The sequence below is a fragment of the Mycolicibacterium novocastrense genome (genome assembly GCF_001570485.1).
GTDB lineage: Bacteria > Actinomycetota > Actinomycetes > Mycobacteriales > Mycobacteriaceae > Mycobacterium > Mycobacterium novocastrense.
This window is the reverse complement of sequence record NZ_BCTA01000069.1, coordinates 24,631-49,413: the sequence shown is the minus strand read 5'-3', so window position 1 is coordinate 49,413 and position 24,783 is coordinate 24,631. Positions and strand designations below refer to the sequence as shown.

Below are 24,783 nucleotides of genomic sequence, written 5' to 3'. Positions count from 1 at the left end.
GAGAAACCATGTCGAGAAAGTCCGCGATCAGGATCGCCGCCGCAGTGCTGGCGGCGATCCTCGTGGCCTTCTCGGTGTTCACCTATCTCTTTTACACCGCGGCGTTCACACCGACCGAGTCTGTGGTGGTCACCTCTCCGCGGGCCGGTTTGGTGATGGATCCCGACGCCAAGGTCAAGTACCGGGGTGTTCAAATCGGCAAGGTCGAAGACATCTCGTACACCGGCGATCAAGCGAAGTTGACGCTCGCGATCAACACGCGCGAGCTGCGCTTTGTCCCCTCGAATGCGCCAGTGCGTATCGCCAGTACCACGGTATTCGGCGCGAAGTCGGTGGAATTCCTTGCCCCCGATCAGCCGTCGGGAACGCCGCTGCGCGCCGGCGCCGTGGTTCAGGCCGAAGCAGTGCAGCTGGAAGCCAACACGCTGTTCCAGACCCTGATAGATGTCCTGAACAAGATCAACCCCATACACCTGAACGCGTCTATGTCGGCGATCGCGGAAGGCCTGCGTGGTCACGGTGACGATTTCGGCTCTACCATAGCGGGTTTGAATCAGTACCTCACCGAACTGAATCCGAAGCTGCCGCAAGTGGAGTCGGTTATCGGGCAGACGGCCACGGTGGCCAACATCTATGGCGATGCCGGCCCCGACCTGGTGACTGTGATCGACAACGTGCCGACCATCAGCGCGACGGTCGTCGATCAGCAGGAGAACCTGAACGCGACGTTGCTTGCGACGATCGGCCTGGCGAACCAGGGCGCCGATACTTTGGAGCCGGGGGCAGACGATTACATCGCTGCGATCCAGCGGCTACGAGCGCCATTGAAGGTGTTGGGAGACTATTCGCCGGAATTCGGCTGCATAATACAAGGAGTTGCGATCGGCAACGAGCGGGGACAGGCCGTCGTCGGTGGCCTCAAACCCGGCGCAATGGTCAGTTCCAGCTTCGTACTGGGCGTGCCGTCGTATACGTATCCGGAGAGCCTGCCGATTGTGAATGCAACGGGTGGTCCGAACTGCCGCGGCCTCCCGAACATCCCCAGCAAGATGTTTGGCGGCTCGTGGTTCAGGTCGCCGTTCTTGGTTACCGACAACGCCTACATCCCGTACGAGCCGTTCACCGAAGTGCAGGTCGACGCTCCGTCCACTTTCCAGTTCCTCTTCAATGGCGCGTTCGCAGAACGGGACGACTTCTGATGGGCCACCGCGGAACCCTGGCCAAGGTCAGCATCTTCGTCGTGGTCATGCTGATGGTTGCCGCAGGTTTGGTCGTGATCTTCGGAGAGTTCCGGTTCGCTTCGACCAACAGCTACCACGCCACGTTCAGCGACGCCTCGCGACTCGAGAGCGGCAGCGACGTGCGGATCTCGGGGGTGCCGGTGGGCACGGTCGAAGGTGTGAAGCTGAATCCCGACAACACCGTCGATGTGGCGTTCACCCTCGACAAGAAGTACCAGATGTATACGTCGACGCGGGCCGTGATCCGCTACGAGAACCTGGTCGGCGACCGCTTCATGGAGATCACCTCGGGCCCGGGCGAACTGCGAAAGTTACCACCGGGCGGTATGGTCTCCATCAACCAGACCCAGCCGGCGTTGGATCTCGACGCCCTGCTCGGTGGCCTGCGCCCGGTAGTCAAGGGCCTCAATGGCGAGCAGGTCAATCAGATCAGCAATGCGATTCTCGAGTTGCTTCAGGGCCAGGGCGGTGCGTTGTCTCAATTGCTCTCGGAGACAGGATCCTTCAGCAAGACCTTGGGTGATCGCTACCAGGTGATCTCTGAGGTCATCCGCAATCTCAACGAGGTGCTCGGCACCGTTGACGAGAAGAGCGTGGAGTTCGATGCCAGCGTGGACGAACTCCAGAAACTCGTCAGCGGACTGGCGGAGGGTCGAGACCCGATCGCCGGAGCGATTCCGCCGCTGGCGTCAGCGGAAACGGACCTCACCGACATGTTGGTCAAGTCGAGACGGCCGCTACAGGGCGTACTCGAGAACCTTCGCCCGCTGGCGACCGAGCTCGACGACCGTAAGGCCGAGGTGAATTCGGTCATCGAACCGCTGGCAGAAAACTACCTGCGACTCAATTCCCTTGGCGCGTACGGCTCGTACTTCAACTACTACATCTGCACGGTGAGGCTTAAATTCAACGGTCCTGCGGGCAGCGACATCTTCCTGCCGATCGGCGGCGTGCCGGATCCATCGAAGGGCAGGTGTTCAGACAATGGATAAGACGTTACGGGCGGGAATCTTCGGAATCGCGGTCGTGGTGTGTGTCTTGCTCGTCGCGTTCGGCTACAGCAACTTGCCGTTCTATCCGCAAGGCAAGTCCTACGAGGCGTTCTTCGCTGACGCCGGTGGAATCTCGCCGGGTAACGACGTCAACGTCTCCGGCATCACGGTGGGCAAGGTGACCGGCGTCGGCCTGGCCGGCGACGTCGCGAAAGTGACGTTCACCGTGGATCGAGACGTCAGGCTGGGGGATCAGACTATGGTGTCGATCCGGACCGACACTGTTCTGGGGGAGCGATCGCTCGGGGTCACTCCGCAAGGCAGCGGATCGGTGACGTCGATTCCGCTGGCCCGCACGACGGTTCCGTACACATTGAATATGGCATTGCAGGATCTCGGCCAGAACTCCGCTTCCCTCGACAAGAACCAGTTGACCCAGGCGCTGCGGGTCCTGACCGACTCATTTCGCGACGCGACACCTGAGCTTCGCCGCACGCTCGACGGGGTGGCGGAGTTGTCGCGCAGCATCAACGCCAACGATGAAGCGCTGGGCCAGCTGTTGGCACGCGCGAAGTCGGTGACCGCGGTGCTTGCCGACCGGGCCGGTCAAGTCAATCAACTCGTCACCGATGGCAATCAGCTCTTCGCCGCGCTCGATGAGCGGCGGGCGGCGCTGAGTAATTTGATCGCCGGCATCGACGACGTGTCCGAGCAGATTTCGGGGTTTGTGGCCGATAACCGCCGCGAGTTCGGTCCGGCGCTGAAGAAGCTGAATTTGGTTCTGGACAACCTACTTGAACGCCGTGAGCACATCAGTGAAGCGATCAAGCGGTTGCCGCCGTACGCCACCGCGCTCGGCGAGTCGGTCGGGTCGGCTTCCGGATTCATGGTCAATCTGCCCAATGCGGTACCGAACAATACGCAGACGGCCCTGCTGCTGGATCTTTACTTTCAGCCGGGCAAGATTCCCGACAGCCTGTCCGACATGCTGAAGGGGTTCATCAACGAGCGCCTGATCATAAGGCCGAAGTCACCGTGACCCGTTGGATGCGTTTCGCCGTCATCAGCGCACTGCTGGTGGCGCTGATCGGTGGCGTGTACGTGCTTTTGCCACGAGTCAGCACCTACACGGTGGACGGCTACTTCGCCTCGGCTGCAGGCGTGTATCCGGGCGACGAGGTCCGCATCGTCGGTGTTCCGATCGGCTCGATCGAATCGATCACGCCGCAGGCCGATGCCGTGAAGATCACCATGCGGGTGAAGGACGGCATCCAACTGCCCGCCGACGCGCGCGCGGTGATCATGGCGCCAAACCTCGTGGCAGCCCGCTTCATTCAACTCACCCCTATCTACAAGCAGGGCCCGGCAATGGAGGATGGCGGCAGCATCGAGTTGGACCGCACTGCCGTGCCGGTGGAGTGGGATGACGTCAAAACAGAGCTGACCAGGCTCAGCCAGCAGCTCGGACCATCGGCGGGCCAAACTCACGGTCCGTTGAGCGAGTTTGTCAATCAGGCCGCCGACACCTTCGATGGCAATGGCGGCTCGTTCCGACAAGCCTTGCGCGAACTGTCTCAGACTGCAGGACGGCTGGGTGACTCGAGCCCGGACCTGTTCGGCACGGTGAAGAATCTGCAGATTCTGGTTGACGCACTTTCGAACAGCAACGAGCAAATCGTCCAATTCAGTGGCCATTTGGCCTCGGCCTCTCAGGTGTTGGCTGACAGCTCCGTGGGCCTGGACGACACGCTCGGCAGTCTCAACCAGGCCCTTTCGGACGTCCGCGGCTTCCTCAATGAGAACAACGAAGTGCTTATTGGCAGCATCAACAGGCTGGCTGACTTCACCACCATCCTCACAAACCAGACCGACGACGTCGAGCAGATCCTGCACGTCCTTCCGAATGCGATGGCGAATTTCTACAACATCTACAACCCGGCGCAGGGCACCGCGAACGGCCTCCTGGGGCTGCCGGAATTCGCCAACCCGGTGCAGTTCATCTGCGGGAACTTGGACGGCGCCGGAACGCCTGACTACGACAAGCGAGCCGAGATCTGTCGCCAGCGGATGGCTCCGGTGCTGAAGCGCCTGGCGGTCAGCTACCCGCCTTTCATGGCGCATGGAATCAATACGATCACCGCGTACAAGGGGCAGGTCATTTATGACACCCCTGCTACCGAGGCCAAGGCCAAGACCTACATCCCGTATCTGGAGTGGATACCGGCCGACGGGCGATTTCCGCCTCGTGCCGGGAACGAAGGCGACCCCAGTGCGTTGCTCCTGCCCCAGAACCCAGTTCCGGGCCCGCCGCCGCCGGCGCAGCCGTACACGCTTGGTCCGGTGGTACCGCCGCAGGGTCCGGCGCCTGGTCCTCCGCCTCTCGGTCCGGTTCCGGGGGCGCCGGCACCGGCCGCGCCCGGTCCGCTTCCGGCCGAAGCCGCTGTCTCGGGAGGTGGGGGATGACACGCCAGTCACGGGGAATGAAAGCCGGGCGCGCCGCCCGCCGGAGCCTGGCCATCAGTTCGGGTGCGGTACTGCTTGCCGGTTGCTCGTTCGGCGGCTTGAACTCGCTGAACATGCCAGGCACCGCGGGTCACGGTAAAGGCGCATTCTCGATCACTGTGGAAGTTCCCGACGTCGCCACGCTGCCACAGAATTCGCCCGTGATGGTCGACAACGTCACGGTCGGCAGCGTGTCGGGTATCGAAGCCGTTCAGCGGCCGGATGGCACTTTCTACGCGGCGGTGGAACTTTCGCTCGATCAAAACGTCAAGTTGCCGGCCAACTCAACTGTGAAGGTCGCGCAGACATCGCTGTTGGGATCGCAGCACATCGAACTAGCGCCTCCGGTTGGCCAGCCGCCGGTTGGCGAGTTGCGTGACGGGATTGAGATTCCACTGAGCCGGGGCAGCCGTTATCCGACTACAGAGGAAGTGCTGTCGGCGTTGGGTGTGGTGGTCAACAAAGGCAATCTCGGTGCGTTACAGGACATCACACAGGAGGTCTACAACGCGGTCGCCGGCCGTGAAGGCCAGTTCGCCGGTCTGATCCCGCGGCTCGCCGAGCTCGCCGCGTCGTTGAATCGGCAGACCGATGACATCATCGCGGCGGCCGAAGGCCTGAACCGATTCGCCGGAGTCCTCGCGCGTAGCAAAGACAGTCTGGGCCGCGCGCTGGACACCCTCCCAGGAGCGTTGCGGGTGCTCAACGAGAACCGTGCGACCATCGTCGATGCTTTCGCGGCCCTGCAGAGCTTCGGCACCGTCGCGTCGCGCATTCTGGCCGAAACCAAAGAGGATTTCGCCGAGGACATCGTCGATTTGTACGCGGTGATCAAACCGATCAACGACACTCGTGCGGACCTTGTGACCGCTTTGGACAGCTTGGCGACGTTCCCGTTCCCGGGCAAGAACTTGCATCGGGTGGCCAGAGGTGACTACTTCAACATCTACTCAACGTTCGACCTGACAATCCGTCGGCTCGGCGAGACCATGTTCACGACGTCATTTTTCGACCCGAACATGAAGCGCCTCGCGGAAGTCGTCAATCCACCGGAATTCCTTACCGGGGAAATGGCGAACCTGTCAGGCCAGGCCGCAGATCCGTTCAAGATCCCGCCGGGCACCGCGTCGGGTCAGGAGGTGCCGCCGGAGTAATGAGTCGAACTGCGCGAATTCAACTGTGGGTGTTCGCCGTCGTGACCGTGATCTCGGTCGGCGCAATCGCTCTGCTGTATGTACGTATTCCCGCCCGCCTGGGTTTGGGCACATATGACGTCACTGCGAATTTCGTCGCGGGCGGTGGACTGTACGAGAACGCCAACGTCACCTTCCGCGGAGTCCAAGCTGGGCGCGTCGAAGCCGTGCAGCTGACCGACGATGGTGTGTCCGCGCACATGCGGCTCAACAGCGATATCAAGATCCCGGAGAACTCCACGGCCACCGTCAAAAGCGTGTCTGCGGTCGGCGAGCAGTACGTGGATTTCGTTCCGCCCGCAGATCCTTCGACGGAGGTGCTGCGCAATGGTGCGACCATTCCGGAGGAGCGGACGGCGATACCGCAAGATGTGGCCGAGTTGTTGCGTGAGGCCGATCGATTGGTGAGCAGCCTTGACAACACCCGGCTCCAGGACCTCTTGCACGAGACCTTCGAGGCGTTCAACGGCGCCGGGCCCGAACTCGCGCGGTTGATTCAGTCCGCACGGGTGCTGATCGATGACGCCAACGCAGCCTGGCCGCAGACCTCGGCGCTGATCGACCAGGCTGGACCGTTCTTGGAGGCGCAGATACGGAGCGGCGAGGACATCCGGTCCCTGGCCGATGGCCTTGCCCGCCTGACCAACGAAGTCGCCGGAGCCGATACTCAGCTGCGTTCGCTGCTCGCGACTGCGCCCGGAGCGGCCGCAGAAGCCAGCGAAACGTTCTCGGGCATTCGCCCGTCGTTCCCGGTCCTTGCGGCCAACTTGGCCAACTTCGGCCGCGTCGGCGTCATTTACCGCAAGTCGATCGAACAGGCGCTCGTCATTTTTCCCGCGCTGCAGGCGTCCCTGCTGACGATCGGCGGCCAACTTCCCGCTGACGAGGGCGGCAAGCAGGACTTCAAGATCTCGATCAACGATCCGCCGCCTTGCAACACGGGGTTTTTGCCACCGTCGGAGATCCGCACGCCTGGCGACACGACATTGCGCGACCTCCCGACCGACTTGTATTGCAAAGTCGCGCAAAATGATCCGATGGTGGTGCGCGGGGCGCGGAACTACCCGTGCCAGGAGTTCCCCGGCAAGCGCGCGCCGACAATTGAGTTGTGCCGCGATCCGCGCGGCTACGTCCCGATCGGGAACAGCCCATGGCGCGGTCCGCCGGTACCGATCGGCACACCGATGGATGTCATGGAGGACGACACGCCCGAGGACGGACGAAATATCCTGCCGCCCAACAAGTTCCCGTACATACCGCCGGAGAACGATCCGGATCCGGGATATCCCGTCGCGCCGGGTTCGGTGCCGCCCGGGGTACAGACCGGCCCGGGACCGGCGCCGCATCAGCCTTGGCCGTATATCCCCCCACCGAACCAGGGGCCCCCGCCGCCACCGCTTACGGCCTGGATACCGCCGGCGCCCTACCCGAATGCGTGGCCTCCACCAGCCGTCCCGCCGGGGTGGGCGACTAACCCGCCGAACGTGTTTGCGGGGCCCTACGGTACGGTACCGCCGGCCCCCGCACCGCCTCCTGCACCACCGAACCCGCCGCAGGCCAGCGGAGCCGCTTACGGGACCTACGACCAGAACACGGGCGTCTTTGTGGACCCGGCCGGCGGCACCGGGGTCTACGCGCCCGGTGTCGCTGATATGCGGCCACAAGAGAATTGGGTGGATTTGATGCTGTATCCGGAGCACGTGTGATGACGTCCGCACCGACGTCCCCGGGGAAGTCCGTGCGCCGACGCGCTTCTCGACCTGCCGGTCCCGCCAACGGCACGGTGGCTGGGCCCACCGCCGTGCGCGTTCCAACAGCGGATTCCGTCGCTGAGACACATGTTCGCAAGGTCCGTAAAGCTGCGCCCCCGCCACGCCGGCCGCCGCACCGACGCTTGGTCGCAATCGTTGCACTGGTCGGCGCGTTCGTCGCGACCGGTGTACTTGGCGCCGCGGTGGCGGTACTGATCGTCCAGAGACAAGACGCAGAAGAAGCGCAAGCGCGCAACCAGCGGTTCGTCGACACCGCGACGCAGACCGTGGTGAACATGTTCAGCTTCAAGCAGGACACCATCGACGAGAGCGTGGACCGGTTCTACGAGAGCACCAGCGGGCCGTTACGCGACATGTTCAGCCAGAACAACAATGTCGAGAACCTCAAGGCGATTTTCCGGGACACCGGCGGCAGTTCGGAGACTGTGATCAACGGTGCCGCGCTGGAAAGCATTGACGACATCAGCAACACTGCAGCGGTGCTGGTGTCGGCGAGGGTCACTGCCAGTGACATGAACGGGAACAACAGGCCATCGCAACCCTACCGACTTCGCATCATCGTGCAGGAGGCCGATGACGGGCAGATGACAGCCTATGACCTCAACTACCCCAACGGTGGCAACTGATGCGTTTGATTGTGAGCGGCATTGCCGGTCTGGTGGCTGCTGCGTTCGTCAGCCTAGCCGCGCTGGGCGGCGGACTGTACTGGCAGCGGGTGGAGACGCGTGGTGAGCAAGCAGCGCGTAGCGAGCTGGGACCGCTTGCGCAGGAACAAATCCCGACTGTATTCACCTACGACTATCAGACCGTCGAGCGCACGCTCAACGAGGTCTACCCGATGCTCACCCCGGATTACCGCCAGGAGTTCCGCGACCGCGCCGACAAGGACATCATTCCGCAGGCGCGCGAACGCCAGTTGGTCAGCCAAGCCCATGTCGTCGGGGTCGGCGTGCTCGACGCGCATCGTGAATCGGCTTCGGTGATGGTGTATCTGAACCGAACCGTCACCGACAAATCGAAGGAACCCATCTACGACGGCAGCCGCTTACGGGTCGACTATCAGAAGGTCGACGGCAAGTGGCTGATCCAGTACATCACTCCGATTTAGACTCCGTCGAAGCCAGCGCATCCAAGAACGCGCGAGCCCAGCGGTCGACGTCGTGTGCGAGCACCTGTCTGCGCAGCGCCCGCATGCGGCGCCTGCCCTCCTCCGGCGCTTGGTTCAGCGCGGCCTCGATCGCGTCCTTCACGCCCTCGAGGTGATGCGGATTGGCGAGGTAGGCCTGGCGCAATTCCGCTGCGGCGCCGGTGAACTCGCTCAGGACCAACGCACCCCCCAGATCACTGCGGCAGGCCACGTACTCCTTGGCGACGAGATTCATGCCGTCGCGCAGCGGGGTCACCAGCATGACGTCGGCCGCAACGAAGAACGCGATCAACTCCTCACGTGGCACCGGGCGGTGCAGGTAGTGCACGATGGGATGACCGACCTCACCGTATTCGCCGTTGATGTGGCCGACCTGACGCTCGATGTCTTCGCGCATCTCGATGTAGCTCTCGACCCGCTCCCGACTGGGTGTCGCAAGCTGGACGAGCACGGTGTCCTCGCGGTTGGCCCGACCCTCGGCGAGCAGTTCGGAGAACGCCTTGAGTCGGACGTCGATGCCCTTCGTGTAGTCCAGACGGTCCACTCCCAGAAGGATCTTGCGGGGGTTGCCCAGCTCGCTGCGAATCTCCTTGGCGCGCTGGCGGATCGAGCGGGACCGTGCCTGCTGGTCGAGCGCCGTCGAGTCGATCGAGATGGGGAAGGCGCCGACCTTGACCGTGCGGAAACCGAAACTGACCTCACCGAACCGGGACCGTACCCCGATCGTCGCTCGAGATGTGTTGGCGCCGACCAACCTTCGGGCCAGGATGAGGAAGTTCTGCGCACCCCCGGGCAGATGGAATCCGACGAGATCGGCGCCAAGCAGTCCTTCGATGATCTCGGTGCGCCACGGCATCTGCATGAACAACTCGACCGGCGGGAACGGGATGTGCAGAAAGAACCCGATGGTGAGGTCCGGACGCAGCATGCGCAGCATCTTGGGAACCAACTGCAACTGGTAGTCCTGGACCCACACGGTGGCGCCCTGTGCGGCGTGTTTGGCGGTGGTCTCCGCGAAGCGCCGGTTCACCGCCACGTAGGTGTCCCACCACTCGCGGTGGTAGATCGGCTTGACGATCACGTCGTGGTACAGCGGCCACAGGGTCGCGTTCGAGAAGCCTTCGTAGTACATCGCCACGTCGTCGGCGGACAGCTTGACCGGGCACAGGGTCATGTCGTCCTGCTGGATGGGCCCGTCGTCGGCGTCGGGAACGCCGGGCCAACCGATCCACGCCCCGCGCCGGCGGCGCAGCAGCGGCTCGAGGGCGGTGACCAATCCGCCGGGACTTCTCTTCCACGTGGTGCTGCCGTCGGGCAACCGCTCCATGTCGATCGGCAGGCGGTTGGCCACCACCACGAAATCGGCGTTGCCGGAGCCGGCCCGTGGACCGTCCCCTGAAGTCACTTACGCCTCGAGTTTCGAGGGCCCAATGCCGAGCATCGAGAGAAACACCCGGCATTCGTCGGCGTCTTTCGCGTACGCGGCGACGACGCGACGCGCCTGGCGGGCGGTGCTGTCGGCGAGCGGTTCGACGTCGCCGAGCTCGGCGGGATCTGATTTCGCAGGCATACGACAACTGTATGCGAAAGGCGGACCGCGCCGGTTCGTCAACCCCCTGACTAGGGGCTGTGGCTGAACACCGGGGCCGGCGGCGGTGTCACCGTCTGCGCCTGGGCTTCCTCGGCCAGGCCGATGCAGCCGCCCTGATTGTGGCCGATGCACGGAATACCCATGACCTCGGGAACGTCGGGGTTACCGGGTTGCGTGGTGAACACCGAGCCGGCGTTCGGCACCGTGTGGGGCACGCAGTTGCCGGTGAACTGGTCCGGTTCCTCCCCGCCGGAGCAGCCCTGAGCCTGTGGTGCAACCGGGGTCGTGGGTGTTGCGAAGACGGAGACCACCGGCGCCGCGGCGATCGCAACCGCAAAGCCGCCGGCAAGGATCAGCCGTTGTACAGGGGACTTCAAGCTCGCCATTGTCACGCTTTCTGTAGTGATCAACCGTGCCTTGGCAGGGATTCTATGGAAGCCGAAAGCTTTCTGCACAGCTTCGCGAAATGGATACCCGCCCCGGCTACGGGCTGGAGCTGATGGTGGAGCGAGGCTGCGCGGGCGGGCCTGCCGCGGCTTCGTTCTCGGCCAACCCCAAACAGGCGCCGGCGTTGTGCCCGATGCAGGGGATGCCTTGGATTTCGGGCACATCCGGGTTTGCCGCGGTGACCTGGAAGGGAGGCGGCGCATTCGGGACCAGGAACGGCACGCACGTCATGGTGAACTGGTCCTGCTCCTCACCCCCCTGACAGCCTTGCGCCATCACAGCGCTCGGTTCCGGCACCACATGCAGGGCCGCGATGGGACCTGCCGCGGCCGCGAGCATGAAAGCCCCGGCGAGAACGAGTCTGGGCAGCGGCACCGAATAGTTCGCCATCCCGCGATTCTAGGAGCCGATCCGTTGATTCGTGCACCTTTGCCCGGGCCGCACCGATACCGGTGACCCGGCAACGGATTACGGCGAACGCACAACGCGGCACCCCTGGAGCCGTGATGCGGGACGCACCGTAATGTGCAATTGGTCGAACAACCCAACTGCGAGGTGATCCGCGATGGCGAGCCCTGATCTGACGAGCGCCGATGCCGGAGGCGGTGCCGCGCAACAGGTGACGTACGAAACGCTCGACGAAGGCCAGATCGCCCGCATCTGGCTGAACCGGCCGGATGCGCAGAACGCCCAGTCCCGCACGCTGCTGGTGCAGTTGGACGAGGCGTTCGGTCGCGCAGAAGCCGATGACAATGTGCGGGTGGTCATCCTGGCCGCGCGCGGCAAGAACTTCTCGGCCGGACACGATCTCGGGTCGGAGGAGGCGATGCTCGAGCGCACGCCGGGCCCGGCCCAGCATCCGACGTTCCAATCGCACGGCGCCACCGTGCCGGCGATCGCCGAGCGCACCTATCTGCAGGAGTGGCACTTCTTCTTCGAGAACACCCGCCGGTGGCGCGATCTGCGGAAGATCACGATCGCCCAGGTACAGGGAAACGCGATATCGGCGGGCCTCATGCTCATCTGGGCGTGCGATCTGATCGTTGCCGCCGACGATGCGAAGTTCAGCGACGTGGTGGGCGTGCGGATGGGAATGCCCGGCGTCGAATACTACGCCCACCCATGGGAATTCGGTGCCCGAAAGGCAAAAGAGCTTCTGCTGACCGGTGATTCGATCGACGCGGAGGAAGCATACAGCCTCGGCATGGTGTCGAAGATCTTCGCCCGCGACGAACTCGAGGACAAGACACTGGAATTCGCCCGCCGGATCGCCGAGCGTCCGACGATGGCGGCGTTGCTCATCAAGGATTCGGTCAACGCCGCCGCCGACGCGATGGGGTTCACCGAGGCGTTGCGCCATGCGTTCCACATCCACGAACTCGGACATGCCCACTGGGCGGCGCGCAACGAGAACCGCTACCCCGTCGGGCTCCCGCCGAACGTGCCGGACTGGCGCACACTGGGCGCGCCGAAGCCGGCCCGTCGTGACGAGCCGTGACGTATAACTAGAACCTGTTCTAGCTACGGCGAAGGGATCTGCGGTGGAGTTGTCCTTGACGGGTCGGACGGTGTTGGTCACCGGCGGTGGCAGCGGCATCGGCAAAGGTGTGGCGGCCGCGGTGGTGGCGGCCGGCGGTAACGCGATGCTCGTCGGACGCAACGCCGACAAGCTGTCCGGCGCGGCCGACGAGATCAAGGCGCAGGGCGGTCCCGGTGAAGTGCTCTACGAGCCGGCCGACGTGACGAATGAGGACGAGGTCGCGCGGGTCGTCGAGGCCACCACGGCATGGACCGGCCGACTGTACGGCGTCGTGCACTGTGCAGGCGGCAGCGAGACGATCGGGCCCATCACCCAGATCGATTCCGAACTGTGGCGACGCACCGTCGATCTGAACATCAACGGCACCATGTACGTGCTCAAGCATTCGGCCCGCGAGATGGTGCGCGGTGGCGGCGGATCGTTCATCGGCATCTCATCGATCGCGGCGAGCAACACGCACCGCTGGTTCGGCGCCTACGGCGTCTCCAAGGCGGGCATCGACCACATGATGCAGCTCGCCGCCGACGAACTCGGCGCCTCGTGGGTGCGCGTGAATTGCATCCGCCCCGGCCTGATCCGCACCGAGCTCGTCGCACCGGTACTCGAGTCCCCGGAGCTGCGTGGCGACTACGCCGCCTGCACGCCGCTGCCGCGGCCCGGTGAGGTGTCCGACATCGCCAACGCCTCGCTCTTCCTGCTCAGCGATGCGGCCGGATTCATCACCGGTCAGGTCATCAACGTCGACGGCGGTCAGTTGGTGCGACGGGGACCCGACTACTCGTCGATGCTCGAGCCGCTTTTCGGGGCCGAGGGTTTGCGGGGAGTCGTCTCCACCTAGCGCCTGCGCGGTAACGTCGGCCCGTGGTCACCTTGGATCGGCTGGTCAACGTGCTGGGGAGCTATGGCGTACGCCTGCGCTTCTGCCCGATCCCGCGTTCGACGGAGTTGGGCAGCGTGGTGATGCACGAGGTCACCGAGGGCCGCACGGTCACCGGTGACGTCCTGCTGGCGATCGGGGCACGAACGGTCAACGAGGCGCTGCGGTGGGCGGTTTCGGCGCGCGCGCTGGTGGTGCTGCTTCGAGACGTCGATGACGACACGACATTTGCGGGCATGGTGGAGGGCGTCGCGGTGATGGTCGTCGACCCGGCCGTGCCCTGGAGCGAACTGTCCGCGATCGTCTACGGCCTGGTGCTGGAGGGCCGGGAAACGGAATCCGGCCGTGGCCCAACGGATCTGTTCGCGCTTGCCGACAGCCTGGCCGAATCGGCGGGCGGCGCGGTGACCATCGAGGACCCGCTGTCGCGCGTTCTCGCGTACTCGACGATGCAGGAGAACGCCGACCGCGCCCGCATCGCGACGGTCATGAACAGGCAAGCGCCGCAGTGGCTGCGGGAATACTTCGAATCACAGGGTGTGTTCGCCCATCTCATGTCCTCGGACGAACCGATGTTCGTCGCGCCGAACGCCGATCAGGGCCTGTCCGGTCGCACGGTGGTCGCGGTGCGGTCGGGTCGAGAGCTCATGGGCGCGGTGTGGGTCTCCTCTCCGAAGCCGTTGATGGAACCCGAACGGACGGCACTGACAGACGATGCCAGAACCGTCGCTCTGCATCTGTTGCGCTCGCGCGCCAGTGCCGATCTCGAACGTCAGGTCGAATCCGATCTGGTGCTGCGGCTACTCGACGGCAGTGCCGACGCCGCGGCATCGGCCAGCCGGCTTGGCCTGTCGCAGGGGCCGATGCGGGTCATCGCCGTGCAGGCGGCGATCGGCGGTGAGCGGGATGCGGCGCTGCTGTTGGCCTTCGAACGCGCGACCGCAGGCTTCGGATGGTCGCGTCCGGGCCGCAGCGCGTTGGCGGGCAACACGATCTACACCTTGATGCCGGGCGAGCGGGTCGCCGGCGCCCGCAAATGGGTCGACGCCTTGACGGCGGCGCTGCCGGACCGGGTGACGGTGGTGGCCGGCATCAGCAAGGCGGCCGCGGCCGTCGACCTGCCCGCGGCGCGGCAGGAGGCCGACGAGTGCCTGGCGCTGCACGAACTCGGCCCGCATGACGCCGAGCCGCCCGCGTACGACGAGTCGTGGGACGAGATCCTGCTGCAGCGTCTGCGGACCGCCGCACGCTCGGGGCGTACGCCCGACCGCGGACCGGTCGCCGAACTACGCCGCCACGACCAGAACCACGCCACCGAGTACGTCCCGACGCTGCGGGCATATCTGGAGGCGCTGGGCGATCCCGCCCAGGCAGGGCAGCGCCTCGGTGTTCACGAGAACACGGTGCGGTACCGCCTGCGGAAAATGGGTGAGATCACCGATCTGCCGCTGGAGGACGCCCGCAAGCGCCTCGCCATGATGATCGAACTCGCCGCGATCGACACCGCCTGAGCCGTCGCGATCGGACCCCGCCCGACCAGGTCATTGTCGGATCACCACAACGGCCCGCCGTGGTGTTGTCGGGCACGGGCAAGTCCGAACGCACCCGACCGGCCCACCATGGAGTCAACGAACACACGTTCTCAGCGATGGAGGGGTTGCAATGGTCGGCGGCGAGCGGATTGACGGTGGACCGCGGTCTGCGATCGTGGTCGGCGCCGGCATCGTCGGCTTGTCAACGGCATGGTTCCTGCAGGAGCGCGGTGTCAACGTCACCGTCGTGGACCGCAGCGGGATCGCCGAGGGCGCCTCGTGGGGCAACGCCGGATGGGTCGCGCCCGCGCTGACGCTGCCGTTGAACTCGCCGAAGACCCTGCGCTACGGCCTGCGCTCATTGCGCGACCGCAACGCCCCGCTGCACATCCCGCTGACCATCGACGGCGCGTTGTGGCTGTTCTTGATCCAGTTCGCCGCGAACTCCCGCTCGTCGGTGTGGAACCAGGCGGTGGCGGCCAACGTGCCGCTGAACCAGGAATGTATCGAGGCTTTCGACGTCCTGATCGCGAACGGGGTGGACGCCCCGGTGACCGACGCGCCGATCACCGCGATCTTCCGCAGCACCGCCGACGCCGAGAACATGATGGCCGATCTGCGTGCCCTCGAACGCGCCGGACAGGAACTGTTCGTCACCGGCTTGTCCGGTGCGGCGTTGCGCGAGCAGGTGCCGTTGGCTTCACCGGCCATCACCGCCGGAATCAACATCAACGGTCAGCGGTTCGTCGACCCGGGCCGCTTCGTACAAGCCCTGGGCAGGGCGGTCGAGGAGCGTGGAGGAAACATCCTCACCCACGACGTGCGGGGCGTGTTCAGCTCCGGCAACGGGGTGGTGGTGCAGCCCTACAGCGGCAAGCATCTGACCGCCGACAGCGCGGTGATCGCTACCGGCGCCTGGATGTCGCGGTTGGCGGGGCACCGGTTGCGCGTGCCCGTAGAGTCCGGCCGCGGTTACTCGTTCACCGTGCCGGTGGATCGTCCCATCCCCGGCCCGATCTATCTGCCGGACGCGCGCATCGCGTGTACGCCGTACAAGGGTGCGCTGCGGGTGGCGGGCACGATGGAGTTGCGCGATCCGCACGAACCGGCGATCCCCGAGCGGGTGGGTGCGATCGTCGAGGCGGCGAGCCCCCTCCTGGAGGGAGTCAGGTGGGCCGAACGCAGCGACATCTGGGTGGGTCCGCGCCCGATCACCCCCGACGGCCGCCCGCTCATCGGCGAGATGTCGCGCAACGTCTACGTCGCCGGTGGGCACGGGATGTGGGGGCTAGCTCACGGTCCGGTCACCGGCCGGCTCTTGGCCGAACAGATCACGACCGGCAAACAACCCGAAGCGCTGCGGCCCTTCGATCCCCTCCGCCGCGCGGTCGCATAGAGCGGCCAACCGACTCTTGTGCCCCTCGCGGGCACTGCGAGTCGTCAGGGGCGGCGCTATCCCAGCCCGTGGCCCGCCCCTGACGGCAACCCCTTTCGAGAAAGGACCACTCATGACGAGCATGGCGAGCGCCGACCGCGTCTGGATGACGCGACGCGCCTACATCCGGCTGCAGGCCGAACTGGCCGAGCTGACGGCCAGACCGCGATCCGGGGTGCCCGACCCCACCCGCACGGCCGAGGACCGAATGCGGTCGAACCGGATCCAGCGGATCGAACATCTGCTTGCGAACGCCGTCGTCGGCGAGGACCCACCCGACGATGGCGTGGCCGAGCCGGGCATGGTCTTGACCATCCGCTACGACGACACCGGTGACACCGAGACATTCCTGCTCGGTATCCGCGGTATCGAACCCGCCGAGATCGAGGTCTACTCGCCGCGGTCGCCGCTGGGCGTCGCGATCCTCGGGGCGCGGCCGGGGGATCGGCGCACGTACCTGGCCCCCACCGGCAAGGAGTTACACGTGACGCTTCTGCAAGCCAAGCCCTACGGGGCCGCCATCGATTCGGCAACCAGCCGACTCCCAGCTTGATTGCACGGAAGGACCGAAAAATGACGAGTGCGCAGCGAATCTGGATCTCGCGGGCCGCCTACGAGCGCCTGCAACAGGAACTCGCCACTTTGCGCGAGCTGTGTGCGAACGCGGTCGGTGACGAAGACACCGACGAGAACGCGAGCGCGATCAAGCGGGCACGCCAGGCGCGTATCCAGCAGATCCACGAGATGCTCATCAACGCCGTCGTCGGGGAGGATCCGCCGGACGACGGTATCGCCGAACCGGGCATGGTCGTCACGGTGCGGTACGACGACACCGCTGAGATCGAGACGTTCCTGCTCGGCGTGCGCAGCGCCGAACACGGCGACATCGAGGTGTACTCCACGCAGTCGCCGATGGGCGCGGCCATCCTCGGTGCCCGCCCCGGTGAGCAGCGCGCCTTCCGGACGCCGAGCGGGACCGAGCTCTCGGTCACGATGCTGACGGCGGTGCCGTACGGCATGCACAGCGATGACGGGACACCGGTGAACGCGGCCGGCTGATCGGCCGGCCGCGCCGGTTCGCTGAATGGCTTTCGGTGCGCGGCGGCGCTACCTAAGATCGAGGTCACGAGATTTGGGTACATGACCCCTGGCCCCGCGCCGAAGGGAGCGTTCATTGACCGCCGAAGTGACCTCGGTTCCCAAGCTGGAGGTGCGCCGCCCATTCCCGGCCCGAATGGGGCCAAAGGGCGCGCTCATCTACAAGCTGATCACCACCACCGATCACAAGCTGATCGGCATCATGTACGTGGTCACCTGCTTCGTCTTCTTCTTCATCGGCGGGCTGATGGCGCTGTTCATCAGGGGCGAGCTCGCGATGCCGGGGCTGCAGTTCCTGTCCAATGAGCAGTACAACCAGCTGTTCACCATGCACGGCACGATCATGTTGCTGTTCTATGCGACGCCGATCGTGTTCGGGTTCGCCAACCTGGTGCTGCCGCTGCAGATCGGTGCGCCCGACGTGGCGTTCCCGCGGCTTAACGCCTTCTCGTACTGGCTGTTCTTGTTCGGCGGGCTCATCGCGGTCGCCGGTTTCATCACCCCCGGTGGTGCGGCCGACTTCGGCTGGACGGCGTACGCGCCGCTGAGCAATGCCATGCATTCGCCGGGCGCGGGCGGTGACCTGTGGATCATGGGTCTTGCCGTCGCCGGTCTGGGCACCATCCTGGGTGGGGTCAACATGATCACCACCGTGGTGTGCATGCGCGCACCCGGTATGACGATGTTCCGGATGCCGATCTTCACCTGGAACATCCTGGTGACGTCGGTCCTGGTGCTGATGGCCTTCCCGATCCTGACCGCCGCGCTGCTCGCCCTGGCCGCCGACCGCCACCTCGGCGCGCACGTCTACGACCCGGCCAACGGCGGACCGATCCTCTACCAGCACCTGTTCTGGTTCTTCGGCCATCCCGAGGTGTACATCGTGGCGCTGCCGTTCTTCGGCATCGTCACCGAGATCTTGCCGGTCTTCAGCCGAAAGCCGATCTTCGGTTACACCACGCTGATCTACGCCACCCTGGGCATCGCCGCGTTGTCCGTCGTGGTGTGGGCGCACCACATGTATGCGACGGGGGCCGTACTCCTTCCCTTCTTTTCGTTCACCACCTATCTGATAGCGGTGCCGACGGGCATCAAGTTCTTCAACTGGATAGGCACGATGTGGAGGGGTCAATTGACCTTCGAGACACCGATGCTGTTCTCGATCGGGTTCATGCTCACCTTCCTCCTCGGTGGACTCACCGGCGTGATGCTGGCCAGCCCGCCGCTGGACTTCCACGTCTCCGACACCTACTTCTTGATCGCGCATTTCCACTACGTGCTGTTCGGGACCATCGTGTTCGCGACCTATGCGGGGATCTACTTCTGGTTCCCGAAGATGACGGGCCGGTTGCTCGACGAACGGTTGGGCAAGCTGCACTTCTGGCTGACGTTCATCGGGTTCCACACCACATTCCTGGTGCAGCACTGGCTGGGCAACGACGGCATGCCGCGCCGCTACGCCGACTACCTGGCGTCCGACGGGTTCACACCGCTCAATGTGGTGTCGACGATCGGGGCGTTCATCCTGGGTATCTCGATGCTGCCGTTCGTCTGGAACGTGTTCAAGAGCTGGCGCTACGGCGAACCGGTCACGGTCGACGATCCGTGGGGGTACGGCAACTCGCTGGAGTGGGCGACCTCGTGCCCGCCGCCACGGCACAACTTCACCGAGCTGCCCCGGATCCGTTCGGAGCGACCGGCATTCGAGCTGCACTATCCCCACATGGTGGACCGGATGCGGGCCGAGTCGCATATCGGCAAACACGCCACGGCGGGCGAATCGCCGTCCGGTTTCGGCCCCCGCACAGAACCCGACCGCAGCTGACCTCCTCGGCTGCTCAGCGGGTCCGAACCGTTACGGAACCGACTGCTGCCGTTCGAAAGTCGCGATGATGGCGTCGACCGGCGACCGCCACGTCACACCGAGGTCGCCGGTGGTGGCCGAGTCGTCGGTGGGCGTCGCGGCGGTGAGCAGCAGCGCCGCCTCATAGGTCAGACCGTCGCCGAGGTCGACAACGCCGGACAGCGCCTCCCCGACGATGCTGAGGCCTCGAAACATGCCCTGGCTGACCGGGATCCGCCGGAATCGACGGTTCGTGCCCCGCTCGAGGGCCGAGATCATGTCGTCGAACGCGATCAGCTCGCCCCCGCACACATAGCGGCGCGGTCCGCGGCCGGGAACGAACAACCGGGCATGCACGTCGGCGACGTCGCGGACGTCGATCATCTGCATCCCTCCGCGCAGTCGCGGCGCGACGCCCCACCGCACCAGCGGCGCCCAACCACGTTCGGTGACACCCGCGGCGGTGTGGAACGCCGGACCCACCACACTCGACGGGTACGTGATGACGACCGGCGCGCCCTGCTCCTGCAGTCGGCGCGCCACGCGGTCGGCATAAGCCTTGGTCTTCGCGTACGGACTGCGGCCGGGCGCGGTGGGCGTATCGGGACCGATCACGCCGTCAGGCGGTGGGAACAGCGCACTGTAGCTGCTGACCAGCACGACGGGGTCCAAACCGCCGGCCACCGCGCGTGTCAGCACCGCCTCGGTGGCGTGGGCGTTCACCTCCCACATCAGCGTGCTTCGTCGCTTGTCGGTTCCGACGACTCCGGCGCCGTGCAGTACCGCGTCGCAGCCGTCGAGGAGCCCCGCCACCGTGGCGGTCCGCCTGATGTCGCCGCTCACCGTCTCGACGTCCCCGAGCTCGGCGAGCCTGGCGAGGACCGGAGCGCCCTCCGCGTCGGGCGCGATGAGCAGACGTACGCGGTGGCCGGCGGAAAGCAGGGCACGCACGCAGTGGGCGCCGACGTAGCCGGTGCCCCCGGTGACGGCGATCAGCATGGCGGTCTAGGTCATCTCGGCGGCACGGTGTACCGCGTTGATGATCCCCTGATAGCCGGTGCACCGGCAGAAGTTTCCGGACAGACCCTCGCGGATCTCCTCGTCGCTCGGCTTGGGATTGTCGCGCAGCAACGCGGTGATGGAGGTGACGAAACCCGGGGTGCAGAAACCGCATTGCAGCCCATGGCATTCGCGCAAGGCGGCTTGCACCGGCGACAGTTCACCGTCCGCGCCGCCGATGCCCTCGACGGTGGTGACCTCCATACCCTCGGCCTGGACGGCGAAGATCAGGCAGGCGCGAACCGCGTCCCCGTCGAGCAGCACCGTGCAGGCGCCGCAGGCGCCGTGCTCACACCCGAGGTGTGTTCCGGTCAACCCACACTTCTCACGCAGGAAGTCCGCGAGCGTGAGGCGCGGCTCCACGGTCGCGGCGAACGTGCGCCCGTTGACCGTCACTTCGACCGGCATCTCATGCATCGCTTGCCTCCGTGATGGCGCGGGACCAGGCGCGGGCGACCATCGTCGCCCCGACCTTGGCCCGGTAGGTGGCCGACCCCTGCAGGTCGGATGGAATGTCCTCGAGGCCGGACAGGGCCAGCCGCCCGACCTCTTCGGCGCTGACGTCGTGGACCGGTCGGCCGGTGACGGCATCTTCGGCGGCGCTGCCCCGCAGCGGTGTCGAACCCAGGCCCAACAGGCCTATACCGCAACGACTTACGCGGTCGTCGTCGTCGAGTTCGACCGCCACCGCGGCTCCGGCGATCGCGAAGTCGCCGTGGCGGCGGGCGAATTCCTCGAGTGCGAAGCCGGACCGCCCACCCCAGACGGGGAAGTGCACCGCGGTCAGCATCTCCCCGGGCTGCAGCGACGTCTCCCAGAGGCCCGTGAAGAAATCCTTGGCCGCGATCTGCCGGGACCCGGTTGCCGAGACGACATCCATCTGCGCGTCGAGCGCGAGTGCGACCGCCGCGTACTCCGCCGCGGGATCGGCGTGTGCGATGGCGCCGCCGAGCGTGCCCCTGGTGCGGATCTGGAAGTGGCCGATGTGCGGGGTGGCCAGGGTCAGCAGCGGAACCGATTCCGCCACTTCGTCATCCATTCCGACGAACGAGTGCGGGGTGCCTGCGGCGACACGTACCGCGCCGTCCACCAGATCGATGCTGCGAAGCTCGTCGATCCGGGAGATGTCGACGAGGTTGTCGAAATGCGTCAGGCGCATCGCGAGCATCGGCACCAGACTCTGCCCGCCCGCAAGGATTTTCGCGTCCTCGCCGTATTCGGCGAGCATGTCCACCGCCTCCTTCACCGAATCGGGGCGGTGGTAGGTGAACGGAGCGGCTTTCACGGCCGCAGCCGCTCGGTCGGTGCGTTGAGCAGTCGCACCAAGGCGGACTGCAGATCGTCGGCCAGCACCGCGGTGTGGCTCTTCCTGCGACGCCGGCCGATCAGGAAACCGACCGCCATTCCACCGGCTACGGCGGCCACGACGGGTGCCGCGCGCTTGGCCATCGGTAGCGCAACGACTTTCAGCATGTCGATGGAGTCACCGGCATCGGGCTGAGCCGCGACCGCCGCCGTCTCCGTGGTTGGCGCGGTGGTCGGCGCGGTGGTAGCGGCGCCGCCGAGAAGATCCGATTCGAGGTTCTTGGCGAACTGTCCGATCAGGTTGGACGACACGTCGGCCAGTACGCCGCGGCCGAACTGAGCGGCCTTCCCCGAGATGGTCAAGTCCGTGTTGATCACAACGCTGGTCGCGTCGCCCTCGTCCTTGAGTTGCGCGGTCACGACCGCGGCCGCGTTACCACTGCCGCGGGTCTCCTTACCTTGGGCCTTGATGACGACACGGCGAGCGGCCTTGTCGCGCTCCTGGAACGATGCCTCGCCCTTGTAGGACACCGTGATCGGGCCGACCTTGACCTTCACCGCGCCGGTGAAGGCGTCGCCGTCGACGGACAACAGCTGAGCACCCGGAATGCACGGTGCGACGCGTTGGACGTCGTTGAGTGCCTCCCATGCCGTGTCCACCGGCACGGCGACCCGGAATTCGTTGTTGAGTTCCACTGTGGCTGTGTTCCTTACTTCTTGGCGTTCTCGATCGCCTCGACGATCGCGGCGGGGCTGGCGGGTAGGCGGGTCAGGGTCACGCCGAGAGGTGCCAGGGCATCGTTGATCGCGTTGATGACGGCGGGAGTCGAACCGATCGCGCCGCCCTCGCCGACACCCTTGTACCCGCCGACGCCGGGTCCGGGGATCTCAACGTGGCCGTACTCGATCGCGGGTACCTCGGTGGCCGTCGGCAGAAGGTAGTCGACGAAGGTGCTCGACAGCGGGTTGCCGTCGTCGTCGTAGGCCATGTCCTCCAGGAGCGCACCACCGATGCCCTGCACGGTGCCGCCGGCGATCTGACCCTCGACCACGTTGGGGTTGATCATCGGGCCGACGTCCTCGCTGACGATGTAGCGGGTCAGGGTGACCCGCCCGGTCTCGATGTCGACCTCACAAGTGCAGGCGTGCGTGGCGTTGGCCCAGTGGATCATCGCCTCGGGTGGTGAGGCGAACCGCGCGGTGGCCTCCAACGACGACGAGGCACCGGGCGGCAGCTGCTGGGGCTCGTAGTAGGCGCGGTAGGCCAGGTCGGCGAAACTCACGCTCCTGTCCGGGTTTCCGCTCACCACCGCGCGCGAGCCGGTCAGCTCCACCTCGGCCTCGTCGACCTCCAGGCGCGGTGCGGCCATCGCGATGATCTGCTTGCGCAACAACGCGCCCGCCTCGGCGACCGCACCCGCGGTCATCGGACCGCTGCGGCTGCCCTGGGTTCCCGCCCCGTACGGGGTGACCGCGGTATCGCCCTGGATCGTCGACACGTCGGCGATGTCGGCGCCCAGGGCGTCGGCGGTCAACTGCACGACGGTGGTCTCGAGGCTGTTGCCGGTCGACCCGCCGTTGACGTAGACGTTGATCTTGCCGGTGGGCTCCATCCGGATGGTGCAGCCCTCGGTGCCGAGGTGTCCGGTCGCGGCGCCGGTCGGTTCGATGTAGGCCGAGAAGCCCAGACCGATGTAGCGGCCCTCGGCCAGCGCATCGGCCTGCTCTTTGCGGAAGCCCTCGTGGTCGAGGATCTTCACGGCCTGCTCGAAGGTGTCGGCGGGCGCGACGTGGTCGTAGGGCATGCCGTTGGGGTTGAAGTAGGGCATCTCGTCGCCGCGCAGGATGTTGCGCCGTCTCAGTTCGACGGGATCCATGTCGAGCTTGCGCGCGGCGATGTCGAAAAGCACTTCGCGGGCCAGCGTCTCGTACTGCCAGGGCCCGCGGTACGCGTGCAGGCCCGCGGTGTTGGAGAACACGGTCTTGTAGTTGAAGCTGGCCTTCGGCACCCGGTACGGGCCGGGGAAGAACATGCCGACGGCGGCGGTGGTCAGCACCGGGTACGGGGTGGGGTAGGCGCCGATGTCGTAAGCGAAGTCGATGTCGACGGCCAGGATGGTGCCGTCCTCGTCGAGGGCCATCCGGGCGGTGCCGTCGACGTGGCGGGCCTGACCCGCCGACATCAGGTTCTCGCGGCGGTCCTCGATCCACTTCAGCGGGGCCGAGCTCAATGGCGCGGTCAACGTCGACGACACCTTGCGCGCGGCCAGCATGATGCACATGTCCTCGCGCATCGGCACGACCTTCTGACCGAAGCCACCGCCGGTGTCGCGCATGATGACCCGCACGTTGTGCGCCGGGATGCCGAGCAGCCGGGCGCAGAACGCCCTCAACTCATGGGGCGTCTGCGTCGACGCCCACAGGGTCAGTTCGTCGGTCGCAGGCGTCCACTCGACGACCATGCCGCGGCACTCGATCGGCACCGGCGCGTGAATCTGCTGATAGATGTTCGCCGATGCGACGCAGGCGGCGTTGGCGAACGTCTCCTCGTCAGGCGGGGCTCCGCCCATGCCGCCCGCGACGTTGTCGGGGTAGGCCTCGTGCACGACCACCGACGATCCGACGGCTTTCGTGAAGTCGGCGACCGCGGGCAGTGGTTCATAGTCGACATCGACCAGATCGACGGCGTCCTCGGCGAGGTAGCGGCTGTCGGCCACGACGAGCGCGACCGGGTCGCCGACGAACTTCACCTCACCCTCGGCCAGCGGTGGGCGCGGCGTGTCCGGGACGTCCTTGCCGGCGACCGCGTGCCAGGCCTCTTTGACGTCGGGATTGAGGTCGTCGGCGGTGAACACCGCGTGCACACCCGGCATGGCCAGCGCGGCCGAGGCGTCGATGCCGTTGATCTTGGCCCTGGCGAACGGGCTGCGCACGAAACACGCGTGCAGCATCCCGGGTCGCACGACGTCGTCGACGAAAGTGCCGCGGCCGGTGAGGAGTCGGTTGTCCTCGACGCGCGCGACCCGGGTTCCTGCGTAACGGGTCGCGACCTTCTCCGCTGAAGCAGAAGTCACCGGTTCACCCTTCTCCTCGCCGTGTAAAGAGTGACGTTATCGCATTCGAGAACGACATTTCCATACGCGTTGTCTCATCGGCCGCGGTGAACGCGTCTGCGGCCCTTATCGGGTTGATTACTCGCATCAGGTACA

General features: G+C 65.7%; 24 protein-coding genes. 15 read left to right on the top strand and 9 right to left on the bottom strand.

Translation table 11 applies throughout. From position 1 onward, the window contains the following. Positions 1–8 precede the first annotated feature (8 nt). Genes RMCN_RS22450 through RMCN_RS22415 form a run of 8 tightly spaced genes read left to right on the top strand, consistent with a single transcriptional unit; the run spans position 9 to position 8,808 of the window. Positions 9–1,199, top strand: coding sequence for an MCE family protein (locus RMCN_RS22450; RefSeq protein WP_067084288.1), 1,191 nt, complete (start codon positions 9–11; stop codon positions 1,197–1,199). Next, positions 1,199–2,233 carry an MCE family protein gene (locus RMCN_RS22445; RefSeq protein WP_067084286.1) on the top strand — a complete coding sequence of 345 codons (1,035 nt, stop codon included), beginning with the start codon at positions 1,199–1,201 and terminating at the stop codon, positions 2,231–2,233. Before RMCN_RS22450 ends, RMCN_RS22445 begins: the two co-directional genes overlap by 1 nt. Next, positions 2,226–3,272, top strand: a complete 1,047-nt coding sequence (locus RMCN_RS22440; protein ID WP_067084284.1) for an MCE family protein — start codon at positions 2,226–2,228, stop codon at positions 3,270–3,272. Before RMCN_RS22445 ends, RMCN_RS22440 begins: the two co-directional genes overlap by 8 nt. A gap of 8 nt (positions 3,273–3,280) precedes the next feature. After that, positions 3,281–4,696, top strand: coding sequence for a virulence factor Mce family protein (locus tag RMCN_RS22435; protein ID WP_067393846.1), 1,416 nt, complete (start codon positions 3,281–3,283; stop codon positions 4,694–4,696). Next, a complete protein-coding gene (locus RMCN_RS22430) occupies positions 4,693–5,889 on the top strand; it encodes an MCE family protein (protein ID WP_067084280.1) in 1,197 nt (398 codons plus the stop codon). Before RMCN_RS22435 ends, RMCN_RS22430 begins: the two co-directional genes overlap by 4 nt. Further along, a complete protein-coding gene (locus RMCN_RS22425) occupies positions 5,889–7,634 on the top strand; it encodes an MCE family protein (protein WP_064399171.1) in 1,746 nt (581 codons plus the stop codon). The genes RMCN_RS22430 and RMCN_RS22425 overlap by 1 nt, the downstream gene beginning before the upstream one ends. Further along, a complete protein-coding gene (locus tag RMCN_RS22420) occupies positions 7,634–8,326 on the top strand; it encodes an Rv1363c family protein (protein WP_082695077.1) in 693 nt (230 codons plus the stop codon). Before RMCN_RS22425 ends, RMCN_RS22420 begins: the two co-directional genes overlap by 1 nt. Continuing rightward, positions 8,326–8,808 (top strand): mammalian cell entry protein, encoded by a 483-nt coding sequence (locus RMCN_RS22415; RefSeq protein ID WP_067393845.1) that lies wholly within the window; start codon positions 8,326–8,328, stop codon positions 8,806–8,808. The genes RMCN_RS22420 and RMCN_RS22415 overlap by 1 nt, the downstream gene beginning before the upstream one ends. Here the strand turns inward: RMCN_RS22415 and RMCN_RS22410 are convergent. The 4 genes from RMCN_RS22410 to RMCN_RS22395 all read right to left on the bottom strand — a co-directional run bounded on the left by RMCN_RS22410 (position 8,795) and on the right by RMCN_RS22395 (position 11,275). After that, positions 8,795–10,252, bottom strand: coding sequence for an alpha,alpha-trehalose-phosphate synthase (UDP-forming) (locus RMCN_RS22410; protein WP_064412715.1), 1,458 nt, complete (start codon positions 10,250–10,252; stop codon positions 8,795–8,797). The genes RMCN_RS22415 and RMCN_RS22410 overlap by 14 nt on opposite strands. Then, complete coding sequence (locus RMCN_RS22405) at positions 10,253–10,417, bottom strand: hypothetical protein (RefSeq protein WP_090279904.1); 165 nt, start codon at positions 10,415–10,417, stop codon at positions 10,253–10,255. Positions 10,418–10,467: 50 nt separating this feature from the next. Then, a complete protein-coding gene (locus RMCN_RS22400) occupies positions 10,468–10,824 on the bottom strand; it encodes a hypothetical protein (RefSeq protein ID WP_064412714.1) in 357 nt (118 codons plus the stop codon). Between the two features lie 97 nt (positions 10,825–10,921). Further along, positions 10,922–11,275: a hypothetical protein gene (locus RMCN_RS22395; protein ID WP_067393842.1), complete on the bottom strand. Its 354-nt coding sequence runs from the start codon at positions 11,273–11,275 to the stop codon at positions 10,922–10,924. Between the two features lie 175 nt (positions 11,276–11,450). On the opposite strand from RMCN_RS22395, the gene RMCN_RS22390 reads away from it, so the two are divergent. The 7 genes from RMCN_RS22390 (at position 11,451) to ctaD (ending at position 19,192) form a co-directional block, all read left to right on the top strand. Further along, positions 11,451–12,383 (top strand): enoyl-CoA hydratase, encoded by a 933-nt coding sequence (locus tag RMCN_RS22390; protein ID WP_067393840.1) that lies wholly within the window; start codon positions 11,451–11,453, stop codon positions 12,381–12,383. Positions 12,384–12,426: 43 nt separating this feature from the next. Beyond that, on the top strand, positions 12,427–13,263 hold the full coding sequence (locus RMCN_RS22385) for an SDR family oxidoreductase (protein ID WP_064412712.1): 837 nt from the start codon (positions 12,427–12,429) through the stop codon (positions 13,261–13,263). Between the two features lie 23 nt (positions 13,264–13,286). Next, entirely contained in the window at positions 13,287–14,813 is a 1,527-nt protein-coding gene (locus RMCN_RS22380) for a PucR family transcriptional regulator (protein ID WP_067393838.1), read from the top strand. 151 nt (positions 14,814–14,964) lie between these two features. Continuing rightward, a complete protein-coding gene (locus RMCN_RS22375; RefSeq protein WP_064412710.1) occupies positions 14,965–16,230 on the top strand; it encodes an NAD(P)/FAD-dependent oxidoreductase in 1,266 nt (421 codons plus the stop codon). Between the two features lie 121 nt (positions 16,231–16,351). Further along, positions 16,352–16,822, top strand: a complete 471-nt coding sequence (locus RMCN_RS22370) for a GreA/GreB family elongation factor (RefSeq protein ID WP_067394277.1) — start codon at positions 16,352–16,354, stop codon at positions 16,820–16,822. A 20-nt stretch (positions 16,823–16,842) separates the two neighbouring features. Then, complete coding sequence (locus tag RMCN_RS22365; protein ID WP_067393835.1) at positions 16,843–17,328, top strand: GreA/GreB family elongation factor; 486 nt, start codon at positions 16,843–16,845, stop codon at positions 17,326–17,328. Between the two features lie 175 nt (positions 17,329–17,503). Next, positions 17,504–19,192: an aa3-type cytochrome oxidase subunit I gene (gene ctaD / locus RMCN_RS22360; RefSeq protein WP_067394275.1), complete on the top strand. Its 1,689-nt coding sequence runs from the start codon at positions 17,504–17,506 to the stop codon at positions 19,190–19,192. Positions 19,193–19,222: 30 nt separating this feature from the next. Here the strand turns inward: ctaD and RMCN_RS22355 are convergent, their stop codons facing one another. From RMCN_RS22355 to RMCN_RS22335, 5 genes are read right to left on the bottom strand one after another with little or no spacing between them, the layout of a single operon-like run. After that, positions 19,223–20,209 (bottom strand): NAD-dependent epimerase/dehydratase family protein, encoded by a 987-nt coding sequence (locus RMCN_RS22355; RefSeq protein ID WP_067393832.1) that lies wholly within the window; start codon positions 20,207–20,209, stop codon positions 19,223–19,225. Between the two features lie 6 nt (positions 20,210–20,215). Beyond that, on the bottom strand, positions 20,216–20,686 hold the full coding sequence (locus tag RMCN_RS22350; protein WP_064412705.1) for a (2Fe-2S)-binding protein: 471 nt from the start codon (positions 20,684–20,686) through the stop codon (positions 20,216–20,218). Then, a complete protein-coding gene (locus tag RMCN_RS22345; RefSeq protein ID WP_067393829.1) occupies positions 20,679–21,554 on the bottom strand; it encodes an FAD binding domain-containing protein in 876 nt (291 codons plus the stop codon). The genes RMCN_RS22350 and RMCN_RS22345 overlap by 8 nt, the downstream gene beginning before the upstream one ends. Then, positions 21,551–22,270, bottom strand: coding sequence for an SRPBCC family protein (locus RMCN_RS22340; RefSeq protein WP_067393826.1), 720 nt, complete (start codon positions 22,268–22,270; stop codon positions 21,551–21,553). The genes RMCN_RS22345 and RMCN_RS22340 overlap by 4 nt, the downstream gene beginning before the upstream one ends. 14 nt (positions 22,271–22,284) lie before the next feature. After that, positions 22,285–24,648, bottom strand: a complete 2,364-nt coding sequence (locus tag RMCN_RS22335; protein WP_067393824.1) for a xanthine dehydrogenase family protein molybdopterin-binding subunit — start codon at positions 24,646–24,648, stop codon at positions 22,285–22,287. Positions 24,649–24,783 lie beyond the last annotated feature (135 nt).